Here is a 22,940-nt window from a genome sequence, read left to right on the forward strand (position 1 = left end):
GGGCGCGCGGGTGTTTTCGGCGGGATGGCACGATCGTGGGATGGCGTTGATGCGAACCGGCCGGGTCGTGCTCATGGTGACGGCGATGGCGATGACGGCGGCTGCCTGCACCAGCGTGGTGGACGGCAACCCCACCGCGTCGGCACCGGTGGGGATGGATGCGTTCTACAACCAGACCCTGAGCTGGGGTAGTTGCCGCGAGTACAGCGAAGACCAGATGCCGCGCGACGCGGAGTGCACCCGGGTGACCGTGCCGGTCGACTACGCCAATCCCAACGGCGCCACCGCCAAGATCGCGATCTCGCGGGTCAAGGCGAGCGGCGACAAGATCGGCTCGCTGCTGTTCAACCCCGGCGGCCCGGGCGTGACCGGCCTGAGCATGGTCACCCTGGGTGACAACACCAAGCTGGCCGACCGCTTCGATCGGATCGGTTTCGATCCGCGCGGTATCGGCGCGTCGGAGCCGGCCATCAAGTGCAATACCGCCGCCGAGAACGACGCCCAGCGCGCCGAGCCCAACAAGGACAATTCGCCCGCCGGGATCACCGCGCTCGAAGCCGAGAACAAGGACTTCGCCAACAAGTGCCTGCAGCGCACCGGCAAGGACTTCCTCGCCCACGTCGGCACCCGCGAGGTGGTGCAGGACATGGACGTGATCCGCGCGGCCCTGGGCGACGCCAAGCTCACCTACGTCGGCTACTCCTACGGCACCCGCCTGGGCTACGCCTACGCCGAGAAGTTCCCGGACAAGGTGCGTGCCCTGATCCTCGACGGCGCGCTCGACCCCCAGCAGGATCCGGTCAAGGAGTCGGTCGCGCAGGCCGCCAGCTTCCAGAAGGCGTTCGACGCCTACGCCGCGGACTGCGCGGCCAAGGAGAAGACCAACTGCCCGCTCGGTGACGACGCGGGCCAGGCCACCAAGAAGTTCCGCGCCCTGGTCGACCCGCTGTGGGACAAGCCGGTGCCCACCCAGGACTCGCGCGGCCTGCACTACGGCGACGCCATCACCGGCGTGCAGCAGACCCTGTACTCCAACCGCCTGTGGCCGGCGCTCACCAAGGGCCTGCGGGAACTGGCCCAGGGCAGCGGCGACACGCTGCTCGCGCTGGCCGACATGTACGACGGCCGCCACGACGACGGCAGCTACGACAACAGCGCCGACGCCTTCAACGCCATCCGCTGCGTCGACGACCCGGCCATCTCCGATCGCGCGATCGCGGCCCAGCAGGACGCCGACTACCGGCGCGTCGCCCCGTTCCTCGACGACGGCCACGGCAGCAACGCGGCTCCGCTGGAACTGTGCGCCATCTGGCCGGTCCCCAATACCAGCACCCCGCACAAGCTTTCGATCCCGAACCTGCCCAAGGTCGTGGTGATCTCCACGACCGAGGATCCCGCCACGCCGTACCAGGCGGGTGTGAACCTGGCCCAGCAGCTCGGCGCGTCGCTCATCACCTTCAACGGGACCCGGCACACGGTGTCGCTGTCGGGCGTCAAATGCGTCGACGACCCGGTCATCGATTACCTGGTGGATCTGAAGCAACCCGCCGAGGGGCTCACCTGCTGAGCGATTCACCGGCTCGGTCCGACACTTGGTCGACGTATGTAACACGGATTTAACTCCGGGACCCTACGCTCGCGGTCATGGACCGTCAGAAGGAATTCGTGCTCCGGACGCTCGAAGAGCGGGACATCCGTTTCGTGCGCCTCTGGTTCACCGATGTCCTGGGATATCTCAAGTCCGTGGCGATCGCGCCCGCCGAGCTCGAGGGCGCGTTCGAGGAGGGTATCGGCTTCGACGGTTCGGCCATCGAGGGGTTTGCCCGGGTCTCCGAGGCGGACATGGTGGCCAAGCCGGATCCGTCCACCTTCCAGGTGCTGCCGTGGTCCACGTCGAAGGGCCACCAGCACTCCGCGCGCATGTTCTGCGACATCGCCATGCCCGACGGCTCGCCGTCCTGGGCCGATCCCCGGCACGTGCTGCGCCGCCAGCTGAACAAGGCCGCTGATCTGGGCTTCAGCTGCTACGTGCACCCCGAGATCGAGTTCTTCCTGCTCAAGCCGGGCCCGCACGACGGCACCGCGCCGATCCCCGCCGACAACGGTGGCTTCTTCGACCAGGCCGTGCACGACGAGGCCCCCAACTTCCGCCGCCACGCCATCGACTCGCTGGAGTCCATGGGCATCTCGGTGGAGTTCAGCCACCACGAGGGCGCGCCGGGCCAGCAGGAGATCGACCTGCGCTACGCCGACGCGCTGTCCATGGCCGACAACGTCATGACCTTCCGCTACCTGATCAAGGAAGTGGCCATCGACGAGGGCGTGCGCGCGAGCTTCATGCCCAAGCCGTTCGCCGACCACCCGGGTTCGGCCATGCACACCCACATGTCGCTGTTCGAGGGCGAGCAGAACGCCTTCGCCGACCCCGACGACCCGGACAACCTGTCCGAGACCGCGCGCGCCTTCATCGCCGGCATCCTCGAGCACGCGCACGAGATCTCCGCGATCACCAACCAGTGGGTGAACTCCTACAAGCGCCTCATCCACGGCGGCGAGGCCCCGACGGCCGCCTCCTGGGGTCGCTCGAATCGCTCTGCGCTGGTGCGGGTTCCGATGTACACCCCGAACAAGTCGGCCTCGCGCCGCGTCGAGATCCGCAGCCCTGACAGCGCCTGCAACCCGTACCTGGCGTTCGCGGTGCTGCTGGCCGCGGGCCTGCGCGGGATCGAGAAGGGCTACACGCTGCCGCCGGAGGCCGAGGACGACGTGTGGTCGCTGACCTCCGCCGAGCGTCGCGCCATGGGCTTCCGCGAACTGCCCGCGTCCCTGGACGAGGCGCTCAAGGCCATGGAGAAGTCCGAGCTGGTCGCCGAGACCCTGGGCGAGCACGTCTTCGACTTCTTCCTGCGCAACAAGCGCCGCGAATGGGCGGGCTACCGCGCCCAGGTGACGCCGTACGAGCTCAAGGAATACCTGGGGCTCTGAGCTCCGCGAAGTACCACCCGAATCGGGCCGCGATCCCTGCGATCGCGGCCCGATTCGCGTCCGAACCGACTGGCCGGGCGTCGCGGACTGGAGGCGGATTGGACACAGTGTCTGGTTTGGGTGGGATGGGTGACATGTCCGGCGGCTGTGACCTGTAATTTGAAGAGCATGGTTCGGCCACCGACTGCTCGTTCCGCTGTGCCCGGTGTCGGGCGGCTCGGTCTGCTCGAGCCATCGGCAGCCGCCTCTCTGCGAGAGTTGGCGTGGGACAACGTGGACAGCGTTCCCCTGCTGTGGGCGCTGTCGCGTTCCCCCGACGCCGATCTGGCGCTGCTCACCCTCATCCGCCTGCGCGAGCAACTCGGGAGCGATTGGGCGGCGGTGGATTCCGAACTGCGCCGCGACAGCTCGCTGCGCGGACGGCTGTTCGCGCTCATCGGGTCGTCGAGCGCGTTCGCCGACCATCTGGTGGCCGATCCCGCCGCCTGGCGGTTGTTGCGGCGGCGCACGCTGCCCAGCCGCGCGGAAGTGCTCGCGGAACTGCTCGACGCCGTGCAGGCCACCCCCGAGACCGGACCCGAAGCCGGGCCCATGATGTTCCGCGCCGGCATCGCCGGGCCCGAGGCGATCGCCTTGCTGCGCAAGCGGTATCGCGATCAGCTGATGCTGCTGGCCGCCATCGACCTGGCCGCCACCGTCGAGAACGAACCGGTGCTGCCCTACCAGCAGGTGGGTCAGCACCTCACCGATCTGGCCGATGCGGCGCTCACCGCGGCGCTGTCGGTCGCGGTCGCGCGGGTGTGCGTCGACCGTGAGGTGCCGGTCCGGCTGGCAGTCATCGCCATGGGCAAATGCGGTGCGCGGGAACTGAACTACGTCTCCGACGTCGACGTCATCTTCGTCGCCGAACCCGCCGACACCACCGCTACCCGGCTCGCCGCCGAGATGATGAGCGTCGGCAGCGCCGCCTTCTTCGAGATCGACGCGGCCCTGCGTCCCGAGGGCAAGGCGGGCGCGCTGGTCCGCACCCTGGAATCGCACGTCGCCTACTACAAGCGCTGGGCGCGGACCTGGGAATTCCAGGCGCTGCTCAAGATGCGGCCCGCCACCGGCGATCTCGACCTCGGCCGCGCCTACCGCGACGCGCTCATGCCGATGGTGTGGGCCGCCAACGAACGGCCCGACTTCGTCGCCGACGTGCAGGCCATGCGCCGCCGCGTCGAGGATCTGGTGCCCGCCGACCTGCGCGAACGCGAGCTCAAGCTCGGGCACGGCAGCCTGCGCGACGTCGAATTCGCCGTCCAGCTGCTGCAATTGGTGCACGGCAAGGCCGACGAGTCGCTGCACGTGCAGGGCACCGTGGAGGCGCTGGGCGCGCTCGCCGCGGGCGGCTACGTGGGTCGCGACGACGCCGCCAACCTCACCGCCTCCTACGAATTCCTGCGCCTGCTCGAGCACCGTTTGCAGCTGCAGAGACTCAAGCGCACCCACACCCTGCCCGCCCCCGAGGACGAGGAGGGCATGCGCTGGCTGGCGCGGGCCGCGCACATGCGTCCCGACGGGCGTCAGGACGCGGTCGGCGTGCTGACCAGCGAGATCAAACGCAACGCGGTGCGGGTGCGGCGGCTGCACGCCAAGCTGTTCTACCGGCCGCTGCTGGACTCGGTGGCGCGGATGGACGCCGACGCCCTGCGCCTGAGCCCCGAGGCGGCCGTGCGGCAGCTGGCCGCGCTGGGCTACGTCACCCCGGAGAACGCGCTCGGCCACCTCAAGGCGCTGACCGGTGAGGTCGGGCGCAAGGGTCGCATCCAGGCGCTGCTGCTGCCCACGCTGCTCGAATGGCTCGGCGAGACACCGAATCCCGATGCGGGCCTGCTCGCCTACCGGCGGGTCTCAGAGGGCCTCGACAACGAGATCTGGTTCCTGCGCGAACTGCGCGACGAAGGGGCCATCGCGCAACGGCTGATGATCGTGCTCGGCTCCTCGGCGTACCTGCCTGACCTGCTGATCAACGCGCCCGAAACCATCCGCATGTACGCCGACGGCCCGAACGGGCCGCTGCTGCTGGCCACCAAGCCCACCGATGTGGCGCGCGGAATCCTGTCCGGGGCCCGGCGTTACGACGATCCCAAGCGCGCGGTCGCCACGGCGCGGTCGCTGCGCCGGCACGAGCTGGCGCGCGTCGCCTCCGCCGACGTGCTCGGCATGCTCGACGTCCAGCAGGTGTGCGAGGCGCTGTCCTCGGTGTGGATCGCCACCCTCGAAGCCGCGCTGCAGGCCGTGATCCGGGCCAGCGAGGCCGACCTCGGCAGGCCCGCGCCCGCGGACTTCGCCGTCATCGGCATGGGGCGGCTCGGCGGCATGGAACTGGGCTACGGCTCCGACGCCGACGTGCTGTTCGTCTGCGACCCGCGGCCCGGTGAGGACGAGACGGTCGCGGTGAAATGGGCGGTCGGCGTGGCCGAACAGGTGCAGCGACTGCTCGGCGCGCCCAGCACCGACCCGCCCCTGCAGGTCGATGCCGGACTGCGCCCGGAAGGCCGCAACGGCGCGCTGGTCCGCACCCTGGCCGCGTACGCCGCCTACTACCAGCAGTGGGCGCAGCCGTGGGAAGTCCAGGCGCTGCTGCGCGCGCATCAGGTCGCGGGCGACCCGGGACTCGGAATCCGCTTCCTGCGCACCATCGATCCGGTCCGCTACCCCGAAGGCGGCATGTCGCCCGAGGGCGTCCGTGAGATCCGCCGCATCAAGGCCCGCGTCGACTCGGAACGCCTCCCGCGCGGAGCCAACCCCGCTACCCACACCAAACTGGGCCGCGGCGGCCTCGCCGACATCGAATGGACCGTCCAGCTGCTCCAGCTGCTGCATGCCCACGAGGTCCCGGAGCTCCACAACACCTCGACCCTGGCCTCCCTCGACGCCATCGAACGCGCCGAACTCATCGACACCGCCGACGCCGAACTCCTCCGCGACGCCTGGCTCACCGCCACCAAGGCCCGCAACGCCCTGGTCCTCGTCCGCGGCAAACCAGCCGACCAACTCCCCGGCCCGGGCACCCTGCTCTCCGCCGTGGCCCGGGTAGCCGGCTGGCCCAACGACGACGGCAGCGAATTCCTCGACCACTACATGCGCGTCACCCGCCGCGCGAAAACGGTGGTGGAAAGAGTCTTCGGCGGCGAATAGTCCAGCACCGGACCTAGCCGAGGTCAGCCCGATCTGTCGTCGGATTGCTGGACGGGATCGTTTCGGGCGGCAGGGAATTCGGCTCCGAGGGTTGGGGCGACGTGTGGGAGGGCGGCTCCGAGTAGTTCGTCCTGGCGATCTCGGATCAGCCAGGTTGGGCAGTGGTGCGAGGTTTCGGGGGATTGGTTCGCGCGGGTTCCGGGGGCGAACATGCCCGGTGGAGTGGCGGTGGCTGTCGCTGGTTTGTCCGGGGTGGTGAGGGGCCTTGCCGGTGTGGTGGGCACGGGACTGGTTGGGCCGGGGTAGCTGCGGCTCGGGTCGGGGAATGGGTTGGGGGAGAAGGGGTGTGACCGGGGGACGGTCGGGGAGGGGGCAGTGGGAAGGTCGGTGTGTGGGGGGTCGGCGGTCGGTGTTGTGGTGGTGCGGGTGGGGGAGTCGGGGCCTGTTGTAGTGGCGGGCGTGGTTTCGAGGTCGAGGGGGCGCACGTTCGAAGACCGATGACTCGGGGATGATCCGGGGTCTCGGTTTGTCTTGTCGGCTGCCGCCCTCCGGTCGGTCGGGCTGTTCGTGTCATCGGCGTCCAGAGAACCCGGAATAACCTGCGTAACAGGGGCATTCGTTGAGGGTGCTGTCGGATTGGACACCTGCGGCCGAGTTTGCGGGGGACCGGGGAACCCTCCTGGCACCTGTCTGTCCGGTGCGGCGGATTGCGGTGTGAAGGCCGCTCCCTCGGTCGGGGCAGCGGCCGGATCGGTCGCGCCGCCGTTGATTCCAGAGCCGTCACCACCGCTGGGAGTCATGACCGTGAAGTATGCAGGGATTCCCGCGCCTGCGGGCGGGTAGATCGGGGTGTAGTTGGCGTCGAGGGCGGCCAGGGCGAGGTGGTATTGCTCTTCGCGGTCGGCTGCGGGGCCGTCGGTCTTGGGTGGGGGCACGGATTTTCGGAGGGCTTCGGCGGCGTAGGCGGTGGCGATGATGCGGTGGCCGGTGCTGTGGGTGATCTCGGCGGTGTCGGTGGCGTCTTGGACGAAGCGGCGGGCGGCGGTGGCGGCGGCGTCGGCGAGGTGGCCGGACATGCCGTCGGTGAGGGCGGTCTGGACTGTCGCGTGCAGGGTTGTGACGGCTCCGAAGATGCTGTCGGCGATGGAGATCCAGGTGTCGGCGGCGGTGTGCAGGTCGCCGGGGCGCATGGCTTGGACCCGGTCGTGGATCTGCCGGTGGGTGAGGCTGGGGAAATGTTCGAGGTCGCGGATGTAGTCGGGGTCGGTGTCGCGGCCCGACAGCCGGGTCTGATCGTGTTCGGCGCCCGCTTGGCTCAGGCGGGCCCTGCGGCGCAAGGCTTCCGGTTCCATCGGTCTCCCCCCGTCGTCCGGTTTCTGACTGCTTGGACGCGGGGCGGGCGGTGTGAGTTCCGGAAGTCTTCGGTCAGGCTTTGCGGGCTTGCAGGGTGTAGCTCAGGGGCAGGCGTTCCGGATGTTCGGCGAGCCGCCATTCGAATTTCTCGTCGCGCACCAGGCGGCCGGGCAGCGGGTTCGACGGGACGCTGTCGTGTTCGACCAGCTGGGTGAGGGTCAGGTCGGCTTGCAGCAGGGCTTCGACGATCTCGCCGAGGCCGTGATTCCATTCATTGGTGGTGGTGTTGGTGACCGTGGATTCGGTGGCGACGTAGGTGGTGCCGTCGTCGAAGACCATCGGCTCGGCGGTCTCGAAGTAGGGGTAGCCGATGGTGAGGGCGTCGGTGCGGGTTTCGTCGATCGACCACAGCACCGGGTGGTACTCCCGCATGAAGAGGCGGCCGCCGCGGCGCAGCAGCCCGGCCACGGTCTCGGCCCAGCGGTGGATGTCCGGCAGCCAGCACAGGGCGCCGATACCGGTGTAGACGAAGTCGAATCGGGCTCCCCCGAGCACGGATACCGCGTCGTAGACGTCGGCTTCGACGAAGTCGATGGGGGTGGCGGTGGCCTCGGCCAGCTTGCGAGCCTCGGCCAGGGACGCGGGGGAGAAGTCGAGGCCGGTCATGGTCGCGCCCAGGCGGGCCAGCGACAGCGTGTCGGTGCCGATGTGGCATTGCAGGTGCACGCCGTCGACGCCGCGGACATCGCCGAGACGGGGCAGGTCGAAGCGGACCACGTGGCTCAGGAAAGACGGGTCGATGCGGAAGCTGTCGAGGGAATAGTCGCCGGAATCGGCGTGCAGGGGCGCGCGGTCATCCCAGTTGGCCCGGTTGAGTCCGCGATAGTCGCTCATGCTGCTCGACTGTGCCACGGATGCGGTGATCGCCTCAGCTGATTTTCGGGTTGCGTGTCGTAGGCGGCACGCCGGGGCTCGGTACGCGGGCGCGCTGTCGCGTTGCGAGACCGGGGACTTCGCGCGATATCTCGATGGATACTTGTCCCGAGCGGTGTGGGAGGCGAGATGGGGACGTCGCGGATACGGCGGGGAGTGGCCGTCGTCCTGGTGCTGGCGGGGGTGGCGCTCGCGGGCTGTTCCTCGTTGAGAAATGATGCGGCGCACAATGTTTCGGCACCGGTGACCGGCAATCCGTGGGAGGTGGCGGGCCAGACCTCGGCCGCCGGGCCCAGCGGTCCCCGATCCGGGGTGCCGGACGCGAGTCCGACCGCCGAGAACGGTGACGGCGGGGCGGTCGACAAGCTGGCCCTCAACGCCATCTCCGATATCGCTGATTACTGGAACGTCCAGTACGCCAAGACCTTTCCCGGCGTCTTCAAACCGGTCACCCGCTTCATCTCCTGGGACTCGACCGCCCCGCGCGCCCAGGCTGTCGAATTCTGCCGTGGCAGCACCTATCAGGAGGTCAACGCCGCGTACTGCAGCGCCGACAAGACCATCGGCTTCGACCGCGGCACCCTGCTACCGGGCCTGGTGCAGAAGTTCGGCCCGATGTCGGTGGTCATGGTGCTCGCCCACGAGTACGGCCACTCGATCCAGGCCCAGGCCAAACTGAACGGCTTCTTCACCCCGACCGTGGTGCGCGAACAGCAGGCCGACTGCTTCGCCGGCGTGTTCCTGCGCGCGGTGGCGGAAGGCAGTTCCCGCCACTTCACCCTCAACACCACCGACGGCCTCAATGGCGGACTGGCCGCGGTCATCTCGTTCCGCGACCGCGAACCCGGCGCCACCCTCGACGAGCACGGCACCGCGTTCGAACGCGTCACCGCCGTGCAGATCGGCTACACCGACGGCGCGACCGCCTGCAAGGGCATCACCCGCGCGGAACTGAAGCAGCGCCGCGGCACCCTGCCCACCAGCTTCCAGCCCGGCGACAAGGAACGGCAGCTGCCGGTGGATCAACCCGACCTGGCCTTGGTCGCGCAATCGCTGCTGCGCGCGTATCCGATCCAGCCCGTGCCCGCCTTCGACTATCGAGGAGTCGGAAACTGCCCGAAAGTAACGGTCACCCAACCGGTTTCGTATTGCCCGGCCACCAATGTGATCGGCACCGATATCCCGAGCCTGGCCAAGCGTGCGGCCACCGGTGACACCGGTGACCTGTTCTCCGCCACGGTCGGCGGCGACTACAACGCGTTCGTCGTCTTCGTCTCGCGCTACATGATCGCCGTGCAGCAGGCCCGCAAGCTCGCCATCTCCGGAGCCGATTCCGCGGGCCTGCGCGCCGCCTGCTTCTCCGGGGCCTACAGCACCAAGCTGAGTCAGCCCGGCAGCGACTTGCAGTTGTCCGCAACCGATCTCGACGCCGCCATCTCCGGACTGCTGATGGACGGTGTGGCCGCCGCCGACGTGAACGGCGCGGTGGTGGCGAGCGGTTTCGTCCGCCTGGAGGCGTTCCGGACCGGCGTCCTCGACGGCGAGGACGCCTGCCTGAAAACCTACAAGTGACCGCCGCTAGGCGGGCACGTGCGCGTCGAGCCAGTTCACCAGGTCGGTGAGCACCTTGTCCTGCTCGGGCTCGTTGTAGATCTCGTGGTAGAGGCCGTCGTAGCGGATGACGGTCTTGTCCTTGGACGCGGCGTCGCGCTCCACCTTGTCGGTGCCGGTGGGCGAGGCGAGGCCGTCGGCGTTGCCGTGCTGGACCAGCAGCGGAGCGGTCAGGCGATCCAGGTGGGCCTTGACGAACTCGCCGGCGCGCAGCATCTCCCCGGCGGTGCGGGCGGGGACGCCGCCGTGATGGACCAGCGGGTCCTCGTCGTAGGCGCGCACCACCTCGGGGTCGCGGCTGACCAGCTTCGAATCCAGCTTCACGACGGGCACATTCGGCAGGTACTTGGCGACCAGCGGCGCGACCAGGCGCTGCACGGCATTGCCCGCCTCGATGTCGATGGCCGGGGCGGACAGCACCAGGCCGTTCACCTCCGGCTGGTCGCGGGTGGCGAAGTAGGCGGTGGTGAGCCCGCCCATGCTGTGGCCGATGACGAACTTCGGCAGGCCCGGGTGGCGGCCGGTGGCGGTGGCGAGCATGGTGCGCACATTGTCGGCGGCGGTGTCGAGCGAGCCGATGTTCGCCCGCGCGCCCTCGGACTTGCCGTGCCCGGTGTGGTCGAGCGCGTAGACGGCGAACCCGGACTCGGTGAGCCGCTGCGCCACATGCGCGTAGCGGCCGGAATGCTCCGCGTAGCCGTGCACGATCACCGCGACGGCGCGCGGTTCGGTGTCGGGCAGCCACGCCTGCCAGAACACGCGGCCGCCCGCGCCTTGGAATTCACCGGTCTCAGTGCGGGTCATCACCGCTCCTTCGAGTTGAGGTCGTCACGTACCTACGAGGGGTGCCGGAGGGCGCCCCGGCCACCACGGAGGGCGTCCGAATTGTCGCCTGCCGGCGGAGCCATTCTCACTCATCGGGCGTGCGAAGGGGCGGACACGGTGAACCGGGCCGGTGGCGACCGTCAGAAGCTCGCGATGCGGTCGATGAGCAGGCGGTTGAAGCGGATCAAGCGGGCGTAGTTGGCGCGGGAGATGCGTTCGCCGGTGCCGTGGATGCGTTCCAGGTCCGCGGCGGTCAGCAGGATCGGCGCGAAATTGCAGCGGGTCAGGGCCAGGTCGTCGTAGTAGCGCGAATCGGTGGCGGCGGGGACGACACCGACGGTGACGGCCAGGCCCGGCACCACCGCGCGCGCGACGTCGGCGACCACATCGAAGTCCGGTCCGGCGCACGGGTTGGCCGACGGCTCCGAGCAGGTGCCGTCGAGTTCGATGGTGACGCCGTCGTCGCGCACCACCCGGCGGCAGTGCGCCAGCACGCCGGCCACCGAATCACCCGGCAGGATGCGGAAATTCACGTACGCCTCGGCGCGCTGCGGCAGCACATTGGACTTCACCCCGCCGCTGATCACGGTCGGCGCGGTGGTGGTGCGCACCAGCGCCTCGGTCTGCGGCCGGGCCGCCAGCACCCGGGCCGCGACGGGTCCGGCCACGTTGAGCAGCGCGAGCAGCGTGCGCCGCGGCTCGGTCACGAATTCCCGCACCCGCGTGAGCATGTCGACGGCCACCGGTGTCAGCCGCAGCGGGAACGGGTGGTCCTGGATGCGTGCCACGGCCCGCGCCAGCCGCCCGACCGCCGTCTGCCGCCCGGGCATCGAGGAATGCCCGCCGACATCGGTGACCGACAGCCGCACGGTGGCGAAACCCTTCTCGCCCACCATGATCGTGGCGACCGGCACGTCGATGCCCTCGGCGACGCCCACGGTGATCACGCCGCCCTCGTCGACCAGCAGCCGCGCCCGTACTCCCGCGTCCCGCAGCCGCCGCGACATCCGTCCCGCCCCCTCGGCCCCGAAGATCTCCTCGTCGTGGCCGAACGCCAGATACACGGTCTGTGCGGGCTGGACGCCGTCGCGCAACGCCGCTTCCACGGCCTCCAGAATCGCGATCATGCGACTCTTGTCGTCGATAGCGCCACGGCCCCAGATGAATTCGTCGTCCACCACGCCGCCGAACGGCGGATAGGGCCAGCCGTCGTGGTCATCCACGGGCACCACATCCATGTGTGCCAGCAGAATCGCGGCCACGGCCTCGCGACCGGTCCCGGGCTGGGCGGCGGTCGAGACGGGTCTGCCTCCAGCCCATCGGTAGAGGCGGCTGTGGCCGAAGGTCTCCCAGGTCAAGTGCGTGTGGACGAGCGGGAAGCAGTGTTCGAGATACGCGATGAGCCGGTCGAATTCGGCCGGGTCGATGCGGGTGTGGTCCTCGTGGGAGACGGTGCGGCAGCGGAGCGCCCCGGCCAGCCGCTCGGCGGTGGCGTCGTCAACGGTGGGCGCGTCGGTCGGCGCGGTGCTGGTCACGGGCTAACCGCCGGTCCGGACGGGGAGGTTCACGGCCACAGTGGCATTGTTCACCACTTCGGGGGCCAGGGAGACCGTCTTCTCGTTTCGCCACTTGGGAATGGCTTCGCTCTCGCCGCCCGGCAGGTCCGGGGTGCGGATCGTGCCGAGCAGCGGCAGGTGCAGCTGGGCGGCGGTGACGGTGACCGGCGCCAGGGCCGGTGCGTGCGCCCACACGTCGTCGACCACGTCGGTGACGCGGATCCCGATGCGGTGGCCCGCGGGGATCGGCCAGTCCTGGGCCAGCAGCCGGACCTGCGTGGTCGGGGTGACCGGGGCGATGCCGCGGGTGATCACGGTGGCCCGGTTGTCGGGGGCGATGTCGTAGACCTCGACGGTGACGCTCGCCGCGGCCGGACCGTCCAGGGTGAGGGTGGCGGTCGGCGCTCCCGACAGGTGCTGATCCTTGTCGAGGGGTTGGGAGATGGTCCAGAGTTCGCGATCCGCGCCCGGGATCAGACCGCGGTCGGTATACCGTCCGGCCCGCAGGTTGATATCGACCGCGCGGCTGTCGGCGGGCGGCCACGCCGTCTCCGACCGCCAGCGCCCGTCGAACTGGCCGACCGTGACGCGCGGCCCGGTCACCGGCACGTCCTTGCCCGCGACCTCCCGGTCGAAGAACGCCAGCAGCTCCGAAGCGAACTGCGGCGCACCGCATTTCTCGGTGCAGTCGCGATGCCCCCACTGCCCGAACCACGCCTTGTGCTCGCCCGGCCCGAGCCCGTTCCACAGCTGGAACACCCGGTCGGCGCGCGTGTTGTAGTCCACGAAGCCCTGCCCGAGGAACAGCGGAATGGTGTTGCCGCGCAGCTTCTCCACCAGGTCACGGTCGCGCCAGAACGCGGACCCGGCGTCATGGTTGCCGGTTTCGGCGAGGTAGTGCGAGTAGCAGGCCGGATCGATGCTCGACGCGTTCGCCTTGTACTCGGCCGAATCGGCCGGATACGCGGGCGTGGACGCGATCAGCAGATGCTCGAACCCCGCGAGATCGCCGGGCCGGAACCCGGATTCACTGATCGGCTTGAGCGAGAACTTCCACGCGATGCCCTGCATGTAGAGGTACGCGTTCGGGTCCGCGACCGGTTCGAAGGCGGCCACCGCCGCCAGCCCCGCCGGCTTCTCGGCCAACCCCATGAGCCCGGTCCAGCCCTCGTACGACATGCCGGTCAGCCCGACCCTGCCTGTCGACCACGGCTGCCCCGCCGCCCATTCCACCGCGGTCTTCACGTCCGACCGCTCACCCGGCCCGCCGAAGTCCGGGCACCCGTTCGACCCGCCGAACCCGCGCAGATCCACGATCACGTACGTGTACCCGGCCCGCAGGAACATCGGCACCGGCAGCTCCCCGGTCGACGGCCCGCCGCCGAGCCGCGGCTCACTCAACCGCATCAGATGCGCGCGATACGGACTCACCGTCATGATCACCGGCGTCCGCACGTCATCGGCCAGCCCGGCCGGCCGCAACACGTCCGCGTGCAACCGAGTCCCGTCGGCCGAGGTGATGAACTCCTCCCGCCACTGATACCCCGGATCGCCGACTGCCTGCCCCGGCGCGACCACCGCCCCCACCACCAACAGCGCGCCGACCACCGCGCGCCACACCACCATCCGCATGCTCACCATAGTGACCTTGGTAGTTGTGCGCGCCCCTGACCAGCCCCCGGAACCTGGGTGCCGGTGCGGACCGTCACGAATCATGATCGGCGCGAGGTTGGAATCAGGGGCAGGGAAAGGGTTACCGGGCGGCGCTCGGGTTGATTCGATGCCGGGGTGGGTTGTGGTCGTGGTGCGGGTGCTCGGTGCGGGTGCGATGAGTGAGGATGTCGCCGCGGTCGCCGGCGCGCGGGTGGTGCGGCTGCGCGCCTTGGCCTGGCAGGTGTTCGTGCCGACCGCGGTGTTCGGGATGGGGGCGGGGGCCGCGGTGCCCATGTACCCGCTGCGGGCGCTGGAACTGGGGGCGGGCGCCGGGGTCGCGGGAATCGTGGTGGCGCTGTCCGGATTCGGGCAGATTCTGGCGGATCTGCCCGCCGGGCAACTCATCGCGCGGATCGGCGAGCGACGGGCGGTCGCGGCGGCCTCGGTGTGCGGCGCGCTCGGCGTCCTGTCGGCCATCGCCGCACCGAATCTCGGGTGGCTGGCCGCCGGGATGCTGCTGACCGGTGCGGCTTCGGCACTGTGGGGGCTGGCGCGGCAGACCTATCTGGTGGCGGTCATCCCGGTCGACGATCGGGGACGGGCGCTGTCGATGCTGGCGGGTTCGCAACGCTTCGGAGTGTTCGTCGGACCGTTCCTCGGTGCGGGCGCCACCCACGTGTTCGGTGTGACCGGCGCGATGTGGCTGCAACTCGTGTCGATGCTCGTCGGCGGGGCACTGATGATGTCGGTCAGCGATATCGAGGACGATGCCGCGCAGGTCCGCCGGGGATTGGGCGCGGTGGTCGTCGAAAACCGCCGTGTCCTGGGCACACTCGGGCTCGGCGCACTCGCCACCGGTGCGGCCCGGGCCTCCCGTACCGCCCTGCTGCCCCTGTGGGCGGCGCACATCGGTATGAGCGCCCCCGTCATCAGCCTGATCTTCGGCGCCGCGGGAGCCGTCGACGTCCTCATGTCCTACCCCTCCGGCATCTGGCTCGACCGCTACGGCCGTCGAGCCACCGGAACCCCGTCGCTGCTGTTGTTCGCGCTCGGTTACACCGCACTGCCCTTCGCCTCCACGACCCTCGGCCTGTGCGTGATCGCCGTGATCCTGGGCTTCGCCAACGGGCTGAGCAACGGCCTGATCATGACCGTCGGATCCGACATCGCCCCGCCCGGCTCCCAGGCCGAATTCCTCGGCGCCTGGCGACTCACCCACGATCTGGGCATGTTCCTCGGGCCGATCGCGGTCGGAGTCATCGGCGCGGCAACCACACTCGGCTCCGCCGGCATCGCCCTGGGTGCGGTGGCGACAGGCGGAGCGGCATCCATTCGTCGGTGGTTTCCCACCCGCCCGCTAATCTCGGGGCAATCAGTCGACGACACGGGGGGACGCCGAAATGTCCGGTGAGACAGGTCAGGACGAGCACGACAGCAACGAAACGGAACGTTTTCAGGTGGTGCCGGACCCCCGCCCGGACGATCAGGTGTGGCCCGACATGATCTGGCCCGTGCCGGCGGGCACCGTGCTGACCGGCAAGGTCGTGGAATTGACCGCGGTCGACCCCGCTGCGGACTCGGGCGCGCTGTTCCAGGCCCTCGACCAAGCGCGGGTGTGGGCGCACATTCCCGGGCGGCCCGAGGACGCGCGGCAGTTCGAAGACCTGCTGCGGCAGCGGAACTCGCAAGACAGCTGGCACACGTGGGCGGTGCGCACACGCGCGGCGATCGGCGGCAACCCGGCCGGTTCGATCGTCGGCGTCACGGCTTATCTGGACGTCCGTCCGTACGACGCCGGGCTGGAGATCGGGTTCACTGTCTACACCCCGTCCGTCTGGGCGACCGCGGTGAACCCGGAAGCCAAACTGCTGCTGCTCGAATACGCCTTCGACACATTGCGTGTGGGCCGGGTCCAGCTCAAGACCGATGTTCGAAATCATCGCTCCCAGCAGGCGATCGCGCGCCTGGGCGCCCGGTACGAGGGCACGCTGCGGCGTCAGTTCCGCCGCTCCGACGGCACCGTTCGCGACAGCGTGCTGTTCTCGATCACCGCCGAGGACTGGCCGGAGGTGCGCGCCCGGCTCGAGCACCGGCTCAACCCGGCCGAACAGCCCGACGGCTAGAGCGGGCGCAGGTTGATCATCGCGCGCAGGCGGGCCCGGTCGCGTTCGAGGCGGCGGGCCTCGTAGGCGATGGGGAAGTAGCGGACGCGTTCGGGGAGTTTCGGAACGGTGCGGCCGATGGCCCAGCCCAGCACCCGCAGGACGCGTTCGTCGGTGGCGGTCCACTCCAGGCCGAGCTTGTCGCGAATCGCGTCAGGGGTGGTGCCGACGGTGAAGAAATACTGCAGTCGGCCGACGGGTGTGGTCGCGGCCCGCCACACCGGGTGCAGAGGTGCGGGGATCTGTTTGGGCGGGGCGATGTTCCGGATCACCTTCAGATAGTCCTCGGCGACATTCGTGGGCACCAGATGGTTGTCGATCTGATCCTCGAACCAGGGCAGCCAGTCGGCGTAGGTGGGCGGAATCTCCTTGGGAGCCACCGAGAAGTTGCGCATCAACTGCACGACCTCCTGGTAGTAGGACTCCTTCTCGGCCTCGGTCAACCGCTCGCTGGAGAAGTACTTGTTGCCTTCGGTGAAGGCGAAGATGGCGGTGTGCAGCACCCAGGCCCAGGGGCCGGAGGACAGCGCACGGTGCTTGACGCCGTGGGCGTCGGTGGAGTTCAAGGTGGCGTGCATCTTGCGCAGCCGGTCGGCCTCGGTGAGGGCTTCCTCGCCGCCGTAGATCCACATCATGACCGAGGCGATGCTGCGGGCGGCGCGGCCGAGCGCGTCGGTGCGGAAGGTCGAATGCTCGTCCACGACCGCGGCGATCGAGGGTTCCATGGTCTGCAACAGGAAGGCCGAACCGGCGGTCAGCGAGAAGGTGATCAAGCCGGTGTCCTCCCACATCCGGCTGCCGGGTCCGAACGGACGGCGTTCGGGGCGGGCGCCGGGGGACTGCTGATCGAGCGCGACAGCGGCGGTCATGGTGATCTCCTTTGATCACTTCTGCCGAAGCGCCACACTTCGACAAGATGAGAGAGTTACCAACGAATCTTCTCATCATGTCGTCGGAGTGGCAACCGTCACGTTCGAACGCGAGCGACCGGCAACTGCGACGTCCGCGGCCTCCATTCGGCTCGGGATACGATCGAACCGAGGTCGCCTGAATATCCCTACTGACGAACCACGCGTTAGGAGCGAGATGCGGCTGCGGTGGTGATCGAGACCGCGACCGGGTTGTTGCGCGGCACACCCTGGGGCCGGACCGCCTGGCGGGTGGTTCAGGGCCTGGTCGAGATCGAGCTCGTCGATCGCTCGCTGGCGCTGTCCGCGCAGATCTTCACGTCGGTGTTGCCGGTCATCATGGCGGCGTCGGCCCTGAGTGGCTGGCATTCCGCGGCCGGAGCGATCCGTTTTCAGTTCGGGTTCGATCTCGGTGCGCTGCCCGTCGGCGATGCCGCAGAGGTATCGGATTCGTCGCTGGCCGCGTTCGGAGTGGTCGGGCTGCTGATGGTCGTATTCAGCGGCACGTCGTTCGCCCGCGCGCTCGGGCGGGTCTACGGGGCGGTGTGGCAGGTGAATTCGATCGGTCCGCGGGATGCGTGGCGGTGGTTCGCGACGCTGTTCGCGGTCGCGTTGTCGGTCGCGCTGGTCGGGCAGACCCAGAATTTCGCGCACGTCCGTTATGTGGGGTGGCCGCTCGTACTGGCCGGCGAGCTCATCATCTGGACGGTGGTGTGGGCGTTCGCGCCGTTCCTGCTCACGAAGGGCGCGTTGGCCGGGCGTGTGGCCTGGGCGACCGGGCTGCTGACCGCGACCGGGTTGACCGTCGTGCATCTGGCCGGGCGTGTCGCGCTGCCGAGAATCACGGCCAACGCCCAGCGGCACTTCGGGCCCTTGGGGCTCGCTTTCACTTCCGTCAGTTGGCTTTTCGTGATGTCGGTGGTGATCGTGGGCGCTGCCTCGATCATCAAGGCTTTCGCCTCGGACGAGACCGTCATCGGACGGTTTCTGCACGGCTCGAACTGACCATCGCACGATCGAGGCGGGACAGTCATGGCGACTTCCGAACCCGAACGCCCACGCCGTAGCGCCCTGCGGTGGACGGCCGCGGTCCTGCTGCTGACACTGTTCGGCGTGCTGGCGATCGCATCGGTGCTCGCCGGATTCGCCCACCGAGAGTTGCTCGACACCGACCGCTATGTCCGGACCGTCGCGCCCTTGTCCGCCAACCCCGCATTGCGAGAAGTCATGGCCGATCGGGCAACCGACGCCATCATGGATCGCGTCGACGTCCAATCCGTCACCGCCCAGACCCTCGCGGCATTGGCCGACAGCAACCCGCGAGTTCCGCGCGCGGTGACCGGGCTGGCTCCGCTGGCTACCCGGCAAGCGCGAGGTCTCGTGCGCGACACCGCCGAATCCGTCCTGGCCTCCGATCAATTCGAAGCCCTCTGGATCGAGGCGAACCGGCAGGCGCACCGAGGGCTCGTAGTCGTGCTGACCGGTGAGGCTCCGACGGCGGTCGGAATGGATCAGAACGGTGCGGTGAGTGTGGCACTGGGCCCGCTCATCGACAGCGTCCGGTCCGAATTGACCGCGCGGGGCTTCACATTCGCCGATCAGGTACCGGAGATCGACCGGTCGTTCGTGATCTTCCGGTCTCCCGAACTGGTCGAGGCACGGCGGTGGGTGGCGGTCCTCGATCGCGTCGCCGATGTGCTGCCGTGGATCACGGTGCTCGTCGCGGCCGGCGCGGTCTGGGCCGCGCCCGCAGGCGCACGGCGGCACGCATTTATGTGGTTGGGTGCGACGCTGGCGCTGGCGATGGCATTGCTGGCGGTCGCCATCGGCCTCGCCCGATCGGCCTACCTGGACGCGGTACCGGCCGAGGTGCTCACCCCGCAGGCCGCCGCAGTGGTGATCGATGCCTTCCTGGTACCGCTGGACTTCACCGTGCGAGCGATGTTCGCACTGGCCTTGGTGATCGCGGCGGCCGCGCAGTTGCACCGAGTCGCACGGTATTCACCGGCGATCCGATCCACCGCGGCCCGCTACCGGGGCGAACTGCGGATCGCCGTTCTCGCCATCGCGTTGATCACGCTGACGTTCTGGTCGAACCCGACCGGACCGGTGGTCATCACGACAGTTCTCGTCGCCGTCGCTGCTCTGGCGGTCGTCGAACTGGTGGCCAGACTCGAACCGTCCCAACCCGTGTCATCGACCGAGACATGAAAAACCGGATGGTGTGGACCGGCCGGGTAAAACCGGTCCACACCATCCGGCGTCTCTGCCCGCCACCGGGTGAGTTCGGCTCACGGCGGGCGACGTCGTCCGATCCTGGATCAGAAAATCGGACGGCGGTTCGGGTGTGACTAGGTCACGATGCGCAGCGGATGCTCGATGAGCTCCTTCAGCTGCTGCAGGAAACGCGCCGCGACGGCACCGTCGATGGAACGGTGATCCGCGGACAGGGTGACGCGCAGGATCTTGCGCGACACCACCTGTTCGCCGTCGAGCTTCAACTCGTCCTGTGCCGCGCCGACCGCGAGGATCGCCGACTCCGGCGGGTTGATCACCGCGGTGAACTGCTCGATGCCGAACATGCCCAGGTTGGAGATGGTGAAGGTGCCGCCGGACATGTCCTCGCCCTTCAGCTTCCGGTCCCGGGCGCGGGTGGCCTTGTCGCGGCCCTCGGCGGCGATGGCCGACACCGACTTGCGGTCCGCGTCGTGGATCACCGGAACGAACAGGCCCGCGTCGGTGGCCACGGCGATACCGATATTGATCGCCTTGTGCCGCAACAGCTTGTCGCCCGCGAAGGAGACGTTCACCGACGGATCCAGGCGCAGCGCGGTGGCGACCGCCTTCACCAGCAGGTCGTTCACGCTGACCTTGCCCGAACCGGTCTCGTCCAGGGTCTTGTTGATCTGCGCGCGGAAGGCGAGCAGCTCGGTCACGTCGATGGCGCTGGTCAGGTAGATGTGCGGCGCCTGCTGCATGGACTCGGTCAGGCGCTGCGCCGAGACGCGCTGAATGGTGGTCAGCGGGATCTCGTCGTAGTCGCCGGTCGCCGGAGCGACAGCGATCGGAGCCGCGGCAGGGGCGGCCACGGCCGGCGCGGCCGCGACGGGAGCGGCTGTGCTGCTGGCGGTTTCGACATCCTGCTTGGTGACGCGGCCGCCGGGGCCGGTGCCGGTCACGGCGGTGATGTCGACGCCGAGCTCCTTGGCGACCTTGCGGGCCAGCGGGGAGGACTTCTTGCGCTCACCGGATTCGGCAGGGGTGCTGCCGTTCACAGCGGCCGGAGCCGAAACAGCCTGCGCGGCAGCGGGAGCGGGAGCCGGGGCCGCCGCGAGGGCGGGTGCGGCCGCGGGAGCCGCCGCGGACGCGCCGCTACCGTCACCGAGCAGCGCGATCGGCTCACCGATGGCGACGGTGGTGCCGGGCGCGGCGAGGATCTGCTCGAGCACGCCGTCCTCGTACGCCTCGAGCTCCATCAGCGCCTTGTCGGTCTCGATCTCGGCGAGGATCTCACCGGCCTTGACCTGGTCGCCGACCTGCTTGAGCCAGGCCGCGACAATGCCCTCCTCCATGGTGTCGGAGAGCCGGGGCATGGTTACTTCGGACATGATTCCTTCCGGATCTCAGCGGCGCTTGCCCACGGCGGCAAGGGTTTCGACGGCAGCCTGGTAGAGGGACTCCGGCGAGGGCAGCGCCAGCTTCTCCAGCGGCTTGGCGTACGGCAGCGGCACTTCGGCCATGGCCACGCGGCGGACGGGGGCGTCGAGGTAGTCGAACGCGCCGTCGGAGATCGACGCCGCGATCTCCGCGCCGATGCCGTAGGTCAGCCAGTCGTCCTCGCCGATGACGGCGCAACCGGTCTTCTTGACCGAGGCGATGATGGTGTCGCGGTCCAGCGGGCGCAGGCTGCGCAGGTCGATGACCTCCGCCGAGATGCCCTCGGCGGCAAGCTTTTCGGCGACCTGGGTACACACGGTGGCCATGCGCGAGTAGCCGATCAGGGTGATGTCGGTGCCCGCGCGGGTGATCGCGGCCTTGCCGATCTCGGCGGGCGGCAGGTCGTCCGGCACTTCGCCCTTGGTGTTGTAGAGCGACAGGTTCTCCAGGAAGAGCACCGGGTCGTTGTCGGCGATCGCGGCCTTCATCAAGGCGGCCGCGTCGGCGGGCGTGCTGGGCGCGACCACCTTCAGGCCGGGCACGAACGCGTAGTACAGCTCGATGTTCTGCGAGTGCGTCGCGCCGAGCTGCTGGCCGCCGCCGCCGGGGGTGCGGATGACCATCGGCACCGGCGTCTGACCGCCGAACATGCCGTAGATCTTGGCGGCGTGGTTGACGATCTGGTCCAGCGCCAGCAGCGAGAAGTTGATCGTCATGATCTCGACGACCGGGCGCAGGCCCAGCATGGCGGCGCCGATCGCCGCGCCGACGAAACCCTCTTCGGCGATCGGGGTGTCGCGCACCCGCTTCTCGCCGAACTCGGCCAGCAGGCCGGCGGTGATCTTGTAGGAGCCCTCGAAGACGCCGATCTCCTCACCGATGAGGAAGACGTCGTCGTCGCGCCGCATCTCCTCGCGGAGGGTCTCGCGCAGCGCTTCACGGTAGGTCATGACAGCCACGGTGATGTCCTTATGCGGTGAAGAGCGGATCGCCGGGCAGGCGCCGGGAATCGCCCGCGACCGGGGTCGCGTAGTTGTAATCGAACAGGGTGGCCGGGTCCGGATGCGGGGACTGGTCGGCGAAATCGACCGCGGCGCGCACCCGCTCCTTGACGTCGGCCTCGATCGCGGTGAACGAATCCTCGCTCAGCACACCGGCTTCCAGCAGCCGGTTGTGCCACAACACGATCGGGTCGTGCGCGACGGCGGTGGAGACGACGTCCTCGGCGCGGTACTTGGCCGGGTCGACCACCGAGTGGCCCTTGAGCCGGTAGGAGACGGCCTCGAGCAGCGCGGGCTTGCCCTCGCGGCGGGCGGTCTCGATCAGGTCGGAGGCGACCTCGCGCACGGCCAGCACATCGGTGCCGTCCACGCGCTCACCGCGCATGCGGTAGGAGGCGGCGCGCTTCCACAGATCCGGTTCCGCGGAAGACTTCTCGACGGTGGTGCCCATACCGGTCTGGTTGTTGATCACCAGGAACACGACCGGCAGATTCCACAGCGCCGCGATGTTCAGCGACTCGTGGAACGCGCCGATATTGGTGGTGCCCTCACCCATCTGGCACACCACGACGTCATCGCCGCCGCGGTAGTCGATGGCCAGCGCCGCACCGATGGCCAGCGGCACCTGGCCGCCGACGATGGCGTAGCCGCCGAGCAGCCGGGTCTCGGTGTCGTACATGTGCATCGACCCGCCCCAGCCCTTGGAGGTGCCGGTGGAGCGGCCGTACAGCTCGGCCATCACACGGCCGGGCTCGATGCCCTTGGCCAGCGCGTACCCGTGCTCGCGGTAGTTGGTGAACAGGTAGTCGGTGGGGCGCATGGCCTTTCCGACACCGACGACGGTGGCTTCCTCACCCAGGTTGAGGTGGCAGTAGCCGCCGATCTTGGCCTGCTGGTAGGCCTGCGCGGTGCGCTCCTCGAAGCGGCGGATGAACAGCATCTCGGTGTACAGCTCGCGCAGGGTCGCGGCATCGGTGCCACCGAAATCGGCTCCGCCGAGCAGGGTTTCGGCGGAATCGAGCTCGACCGTGGTCTGGTCGGGCGTGGCTACATCGGCGGGGCGGGTCGCCTTGCGGGCCGGCTTGCGCGGCGCGGCGGTGGTCGTGGTCATGA

At 69.2% G+C, this 22,940-nt stretch carries 17 protein-coding genes; 8 read left to right on the plus strand and 9 right to left on the minus strand.

The window, feature by feature from the left end; translation table 11 throughout:
* Positions 1–40: 40 nt before the first annotated feature.
* The 3 genes from ACYVKL_RS30930 to ACYVKL_RS30940 all read left to right on the plus strand — a co-directional run bounded on the left by ACYVKL_RS30930 (position 41) and on the right by ACYVKL_RS30940 (position 6,168).
* On the plus strand, positions 41–1,567 hold the full coding sequence (locus ACYVKL_RS30930) for an alpha/beta hydrolase (protein WP_379173364.1): 1,527 nt from the start codon (positions 41–43) through the stop codon (positions 1,565–1,567).
* Positions 1,568–1,644: 77 nt separating this feature from the next.
* A complete protein-coding gene (locus ACYVKL_RS30935; RefSeq protein ID WP_213560277.1) occupies positions 1,645–2,985 on the plus strand; it encodes a glutamine synthetase family protein in 1,341 nt (446 codons plus the stop codon).
* A gap of 168 nt (positions 2,986–3,153) precedes the next feature.
* On the plus strand, positions 3,154–6,168 hold the full coding sequence (locus ACYVKL_RS30940; protein ID WP_379173367.1) for a bifunctional [glutamine synthetase] adenylyltransferase/[glutamine synthetase]-adenylyl-L-tyrosine phosphorylase: 3,015 nt from the start codon (positions 3,154–3,156) through the stop codon (positions 6,166–6,168).
* Between the two features lie 23 nt (positions 6,169–6,191).
* On the opposite strand, the gene ACYVKL_RS30945 is transcribed toward ACYVKL_RS30940, so the two are convergent.
* Both ACYVKL_RS30945 and ACYVKL_RS30950 read right to left on the minus strand, forming a co-directional pair.
* A complete protein-coding gene (locus tag ACYVKL_RS30945) occupies positions 6,192–7,520 on the minus strand; it encodes a PPE domain-containing protein (protein WP_379173369.1) in 1,329 nt (442 codons plus the stop codon).
* Between the two features lie 73 nt (positions 7,521–7,593).
* On the minus strand, positions 7,594–8,415 hold the full coding sequence (locus ACYVKL_RS30950) for a class I SAM-dependent methyltransferase (protein ID WP_379173371.1): 822 nt from the start codon (positions 8,413–8,415) through the stop codon (positions 7,594–7,596).
* A gap of 282 nt (positions 8,416–8,697) precedes the next feature.
* On the opposite strand from ACYVKL_RS30950, the gene ACYVKL_RS30955 reads away from it, so the two are divergent.
* Positions 8,698–10,026, plus strand: a complete 1,329-nt coding sequence (locus tag ACYVKL_RS30955; protein WP_379173373.1) for a neutral zinc metallopeptidase — start codon at positions 8,698–8,700, stop codon at positions 10,024–10,026.
* A gap of 6 nt (positions 10,027–10,032) precedes the next feature.
* Here the strand turns inward: ACYVKL_RS30955 and ACYVKL_RS30960 are convergent, their stop codons facing one another.
* The 3 genes from ACYVKL_RS30960 to ACYVKL_RS30970 form a co-directional block, all read right to left on the minus strand.
* Complete coding sequence (locus ACYVKL_RS30960; RefSeq protein ID WP_357203588.1) at positions 10,033–10,869, minus strand: alpha/beta hydrolase; 837 nt, start codon at positions 10,867–10,869, stop codon at positions 10,033–10,035.
* 161 nt (positions 10,870–11,030) lie between these two features.
* Positions 11,031–12,425, minus strand: a complete 1,395-nt coding sequence (locus tag ACYVKL_RS30965) for a M20/M25/M40 family metallo-hydrolase (protein WP_379173375.1) — start codon at positions 12,423–12,425, stop codon at positions 11,031–11,033.
* A gap of 3 nt (positions 12,426–12,428) precedes the next feature.
* Positions 12,429–14,087, minus strand: coding sequence for a CocE/NonD family hydrolase (locus tag ACYVKL_RS30970; protein ID WP_379173378.1), 1,659 nt, complete (start codon positions 14,085–14,087; stop codon positions 12,429–12,431).
* Positions 14,088–14,226: 139 nt separating this feature from the next.
* On the opposite strand from ACYVKL_RS30970, the gene ACYVKL_RS30975 reads away from it, so the two are divergent.
* Both ACYVKL_RS30975 and ACYVKL_RS30980 read left to right on the plus strand, forming a co-directional pair.
* Positions 14,227–15,510, plus strand: a complete 1,284-nt coding sequence (locus ACYVKL_RS30975; RefSeq protein WP_379173380.1) for an MFS transporter — start codon at positions 14,227–14,229, stop codon at positions 15,508–15,510.
* Positions 15,500–16,222, plus strand: coding sequence for a GNAT family N-acetyltransferase (locus tag ACYVKL_RS30980; protein ID WP_379173382.1), 723 nt, complete (start codon positions 15,500–15,502; stop codon positions 16,220–16,222). The genes ACYVKL_RS30975 and ACYVKL_RS30980 overlap by 11 nt, the downstream gene beginning before the upstream one ends.
* Here the strand turns inward: ACYVKL_RS30980 and ACYVKL_RS30985 are convergent.
* Positions 16,219–17,130: an oxygenase MpaB family protein gene (locus ACYVKL_RS30985; protein WP_379173384.1), complete on the minus strand. Its 912-nt coding sequence runs from the start codon at positions 17,128–17,130 to the stop codon at positions 16,219–16,221. The genes ACYVKL_RS30980 and ACYVKL_RS30985 overlap by 4 nt on opposite strands.
* A gap of 228 nt (positions 17,131–17,358) precedes the next feature.
* Here ACYVKL_RS30985 and ACYVKL_RS30990 point away from each other — a divergent pair, with 228 nt between their 5' ends.
* Together ACYVKL_RS30990 and ACYVKL_RS30995 are read left to right on the plus strand one after the other, a co-directional pair.
* On the plus strand, positions 17,359–18,174 hold the full coding sequence (locus ACYVKL_RS30990; RefSeq protein ID WP_379173386.1) for a hypothetical protein: 816 nt from the start codon (positions 17,359–17,361) through the stop codon (positions 18,172–18,174).
* Positions 18,175–18,201: 27 nt separating this feature from the next.
* Entirely contained in the window at positions 18,202–19,380 is a 1,179-nt protein-coding gene (locus tag ACYVKL_RS30995; protein ID WP_379173387.1) for a hypothetical protein, read from the plus strand.
* A gap of 140 nt (positions 19,381–19,520) precedes the next feature.
* Here ACYVKL_RS30995 and ACYVKL_RS31000 read toward each other — a convergent pair whose 3' ends face one another.
* From ACYVKL_RS31000 to pdhA, 3 genes are read right to left on the minus strand one after another with little or no spacing between them, the layout of a single operon-like run.
* Positions 19,521–20,777, minus strand: coding sequence for a dihydrolipoamide acetyltransferase family protein (locus tag ACYVKL_RS31000; RefSeq protein WP_379173390.1), 1,257 nt, complete (start codon positions 20,775–20,777; stop codon positions 19,521–19,523).
* A 15-nt stretch (positions 20,778–20,792) separates the two neighbouring features.
* Positions 20,793–21,776: an alpha-ketoacid dehydrogenase subunit beta gene (locus ACYVKL_RS31005; RefSeq protein WP_379173392.1), complete on the minus strand. Its 984-nt coding sequence runs from the start codon at positions 21,774–21,776 to the stop codon at positions 20,793–20,795.
* Between the two features lie 19 nt (positions 21,777–21,795).
* Complete coding sequence (pdhA, locus tag ACYVKL_RS31010; protein WP_379173395.1) at positions 21,796–22,938, minus strand: pyruvate dehydrogenase (acetyl-transferring) E1 component subunit alpha; 1,143 nt, start codon at positions 22,936–22,938, stop codon at positions 21,796–21,798.
* Positions 22,939–22,940: the final 2 nt, after the last annotated feature.

It is taken from the genome of Nocardia tengchongensis, from assembly GCF_054781395.1.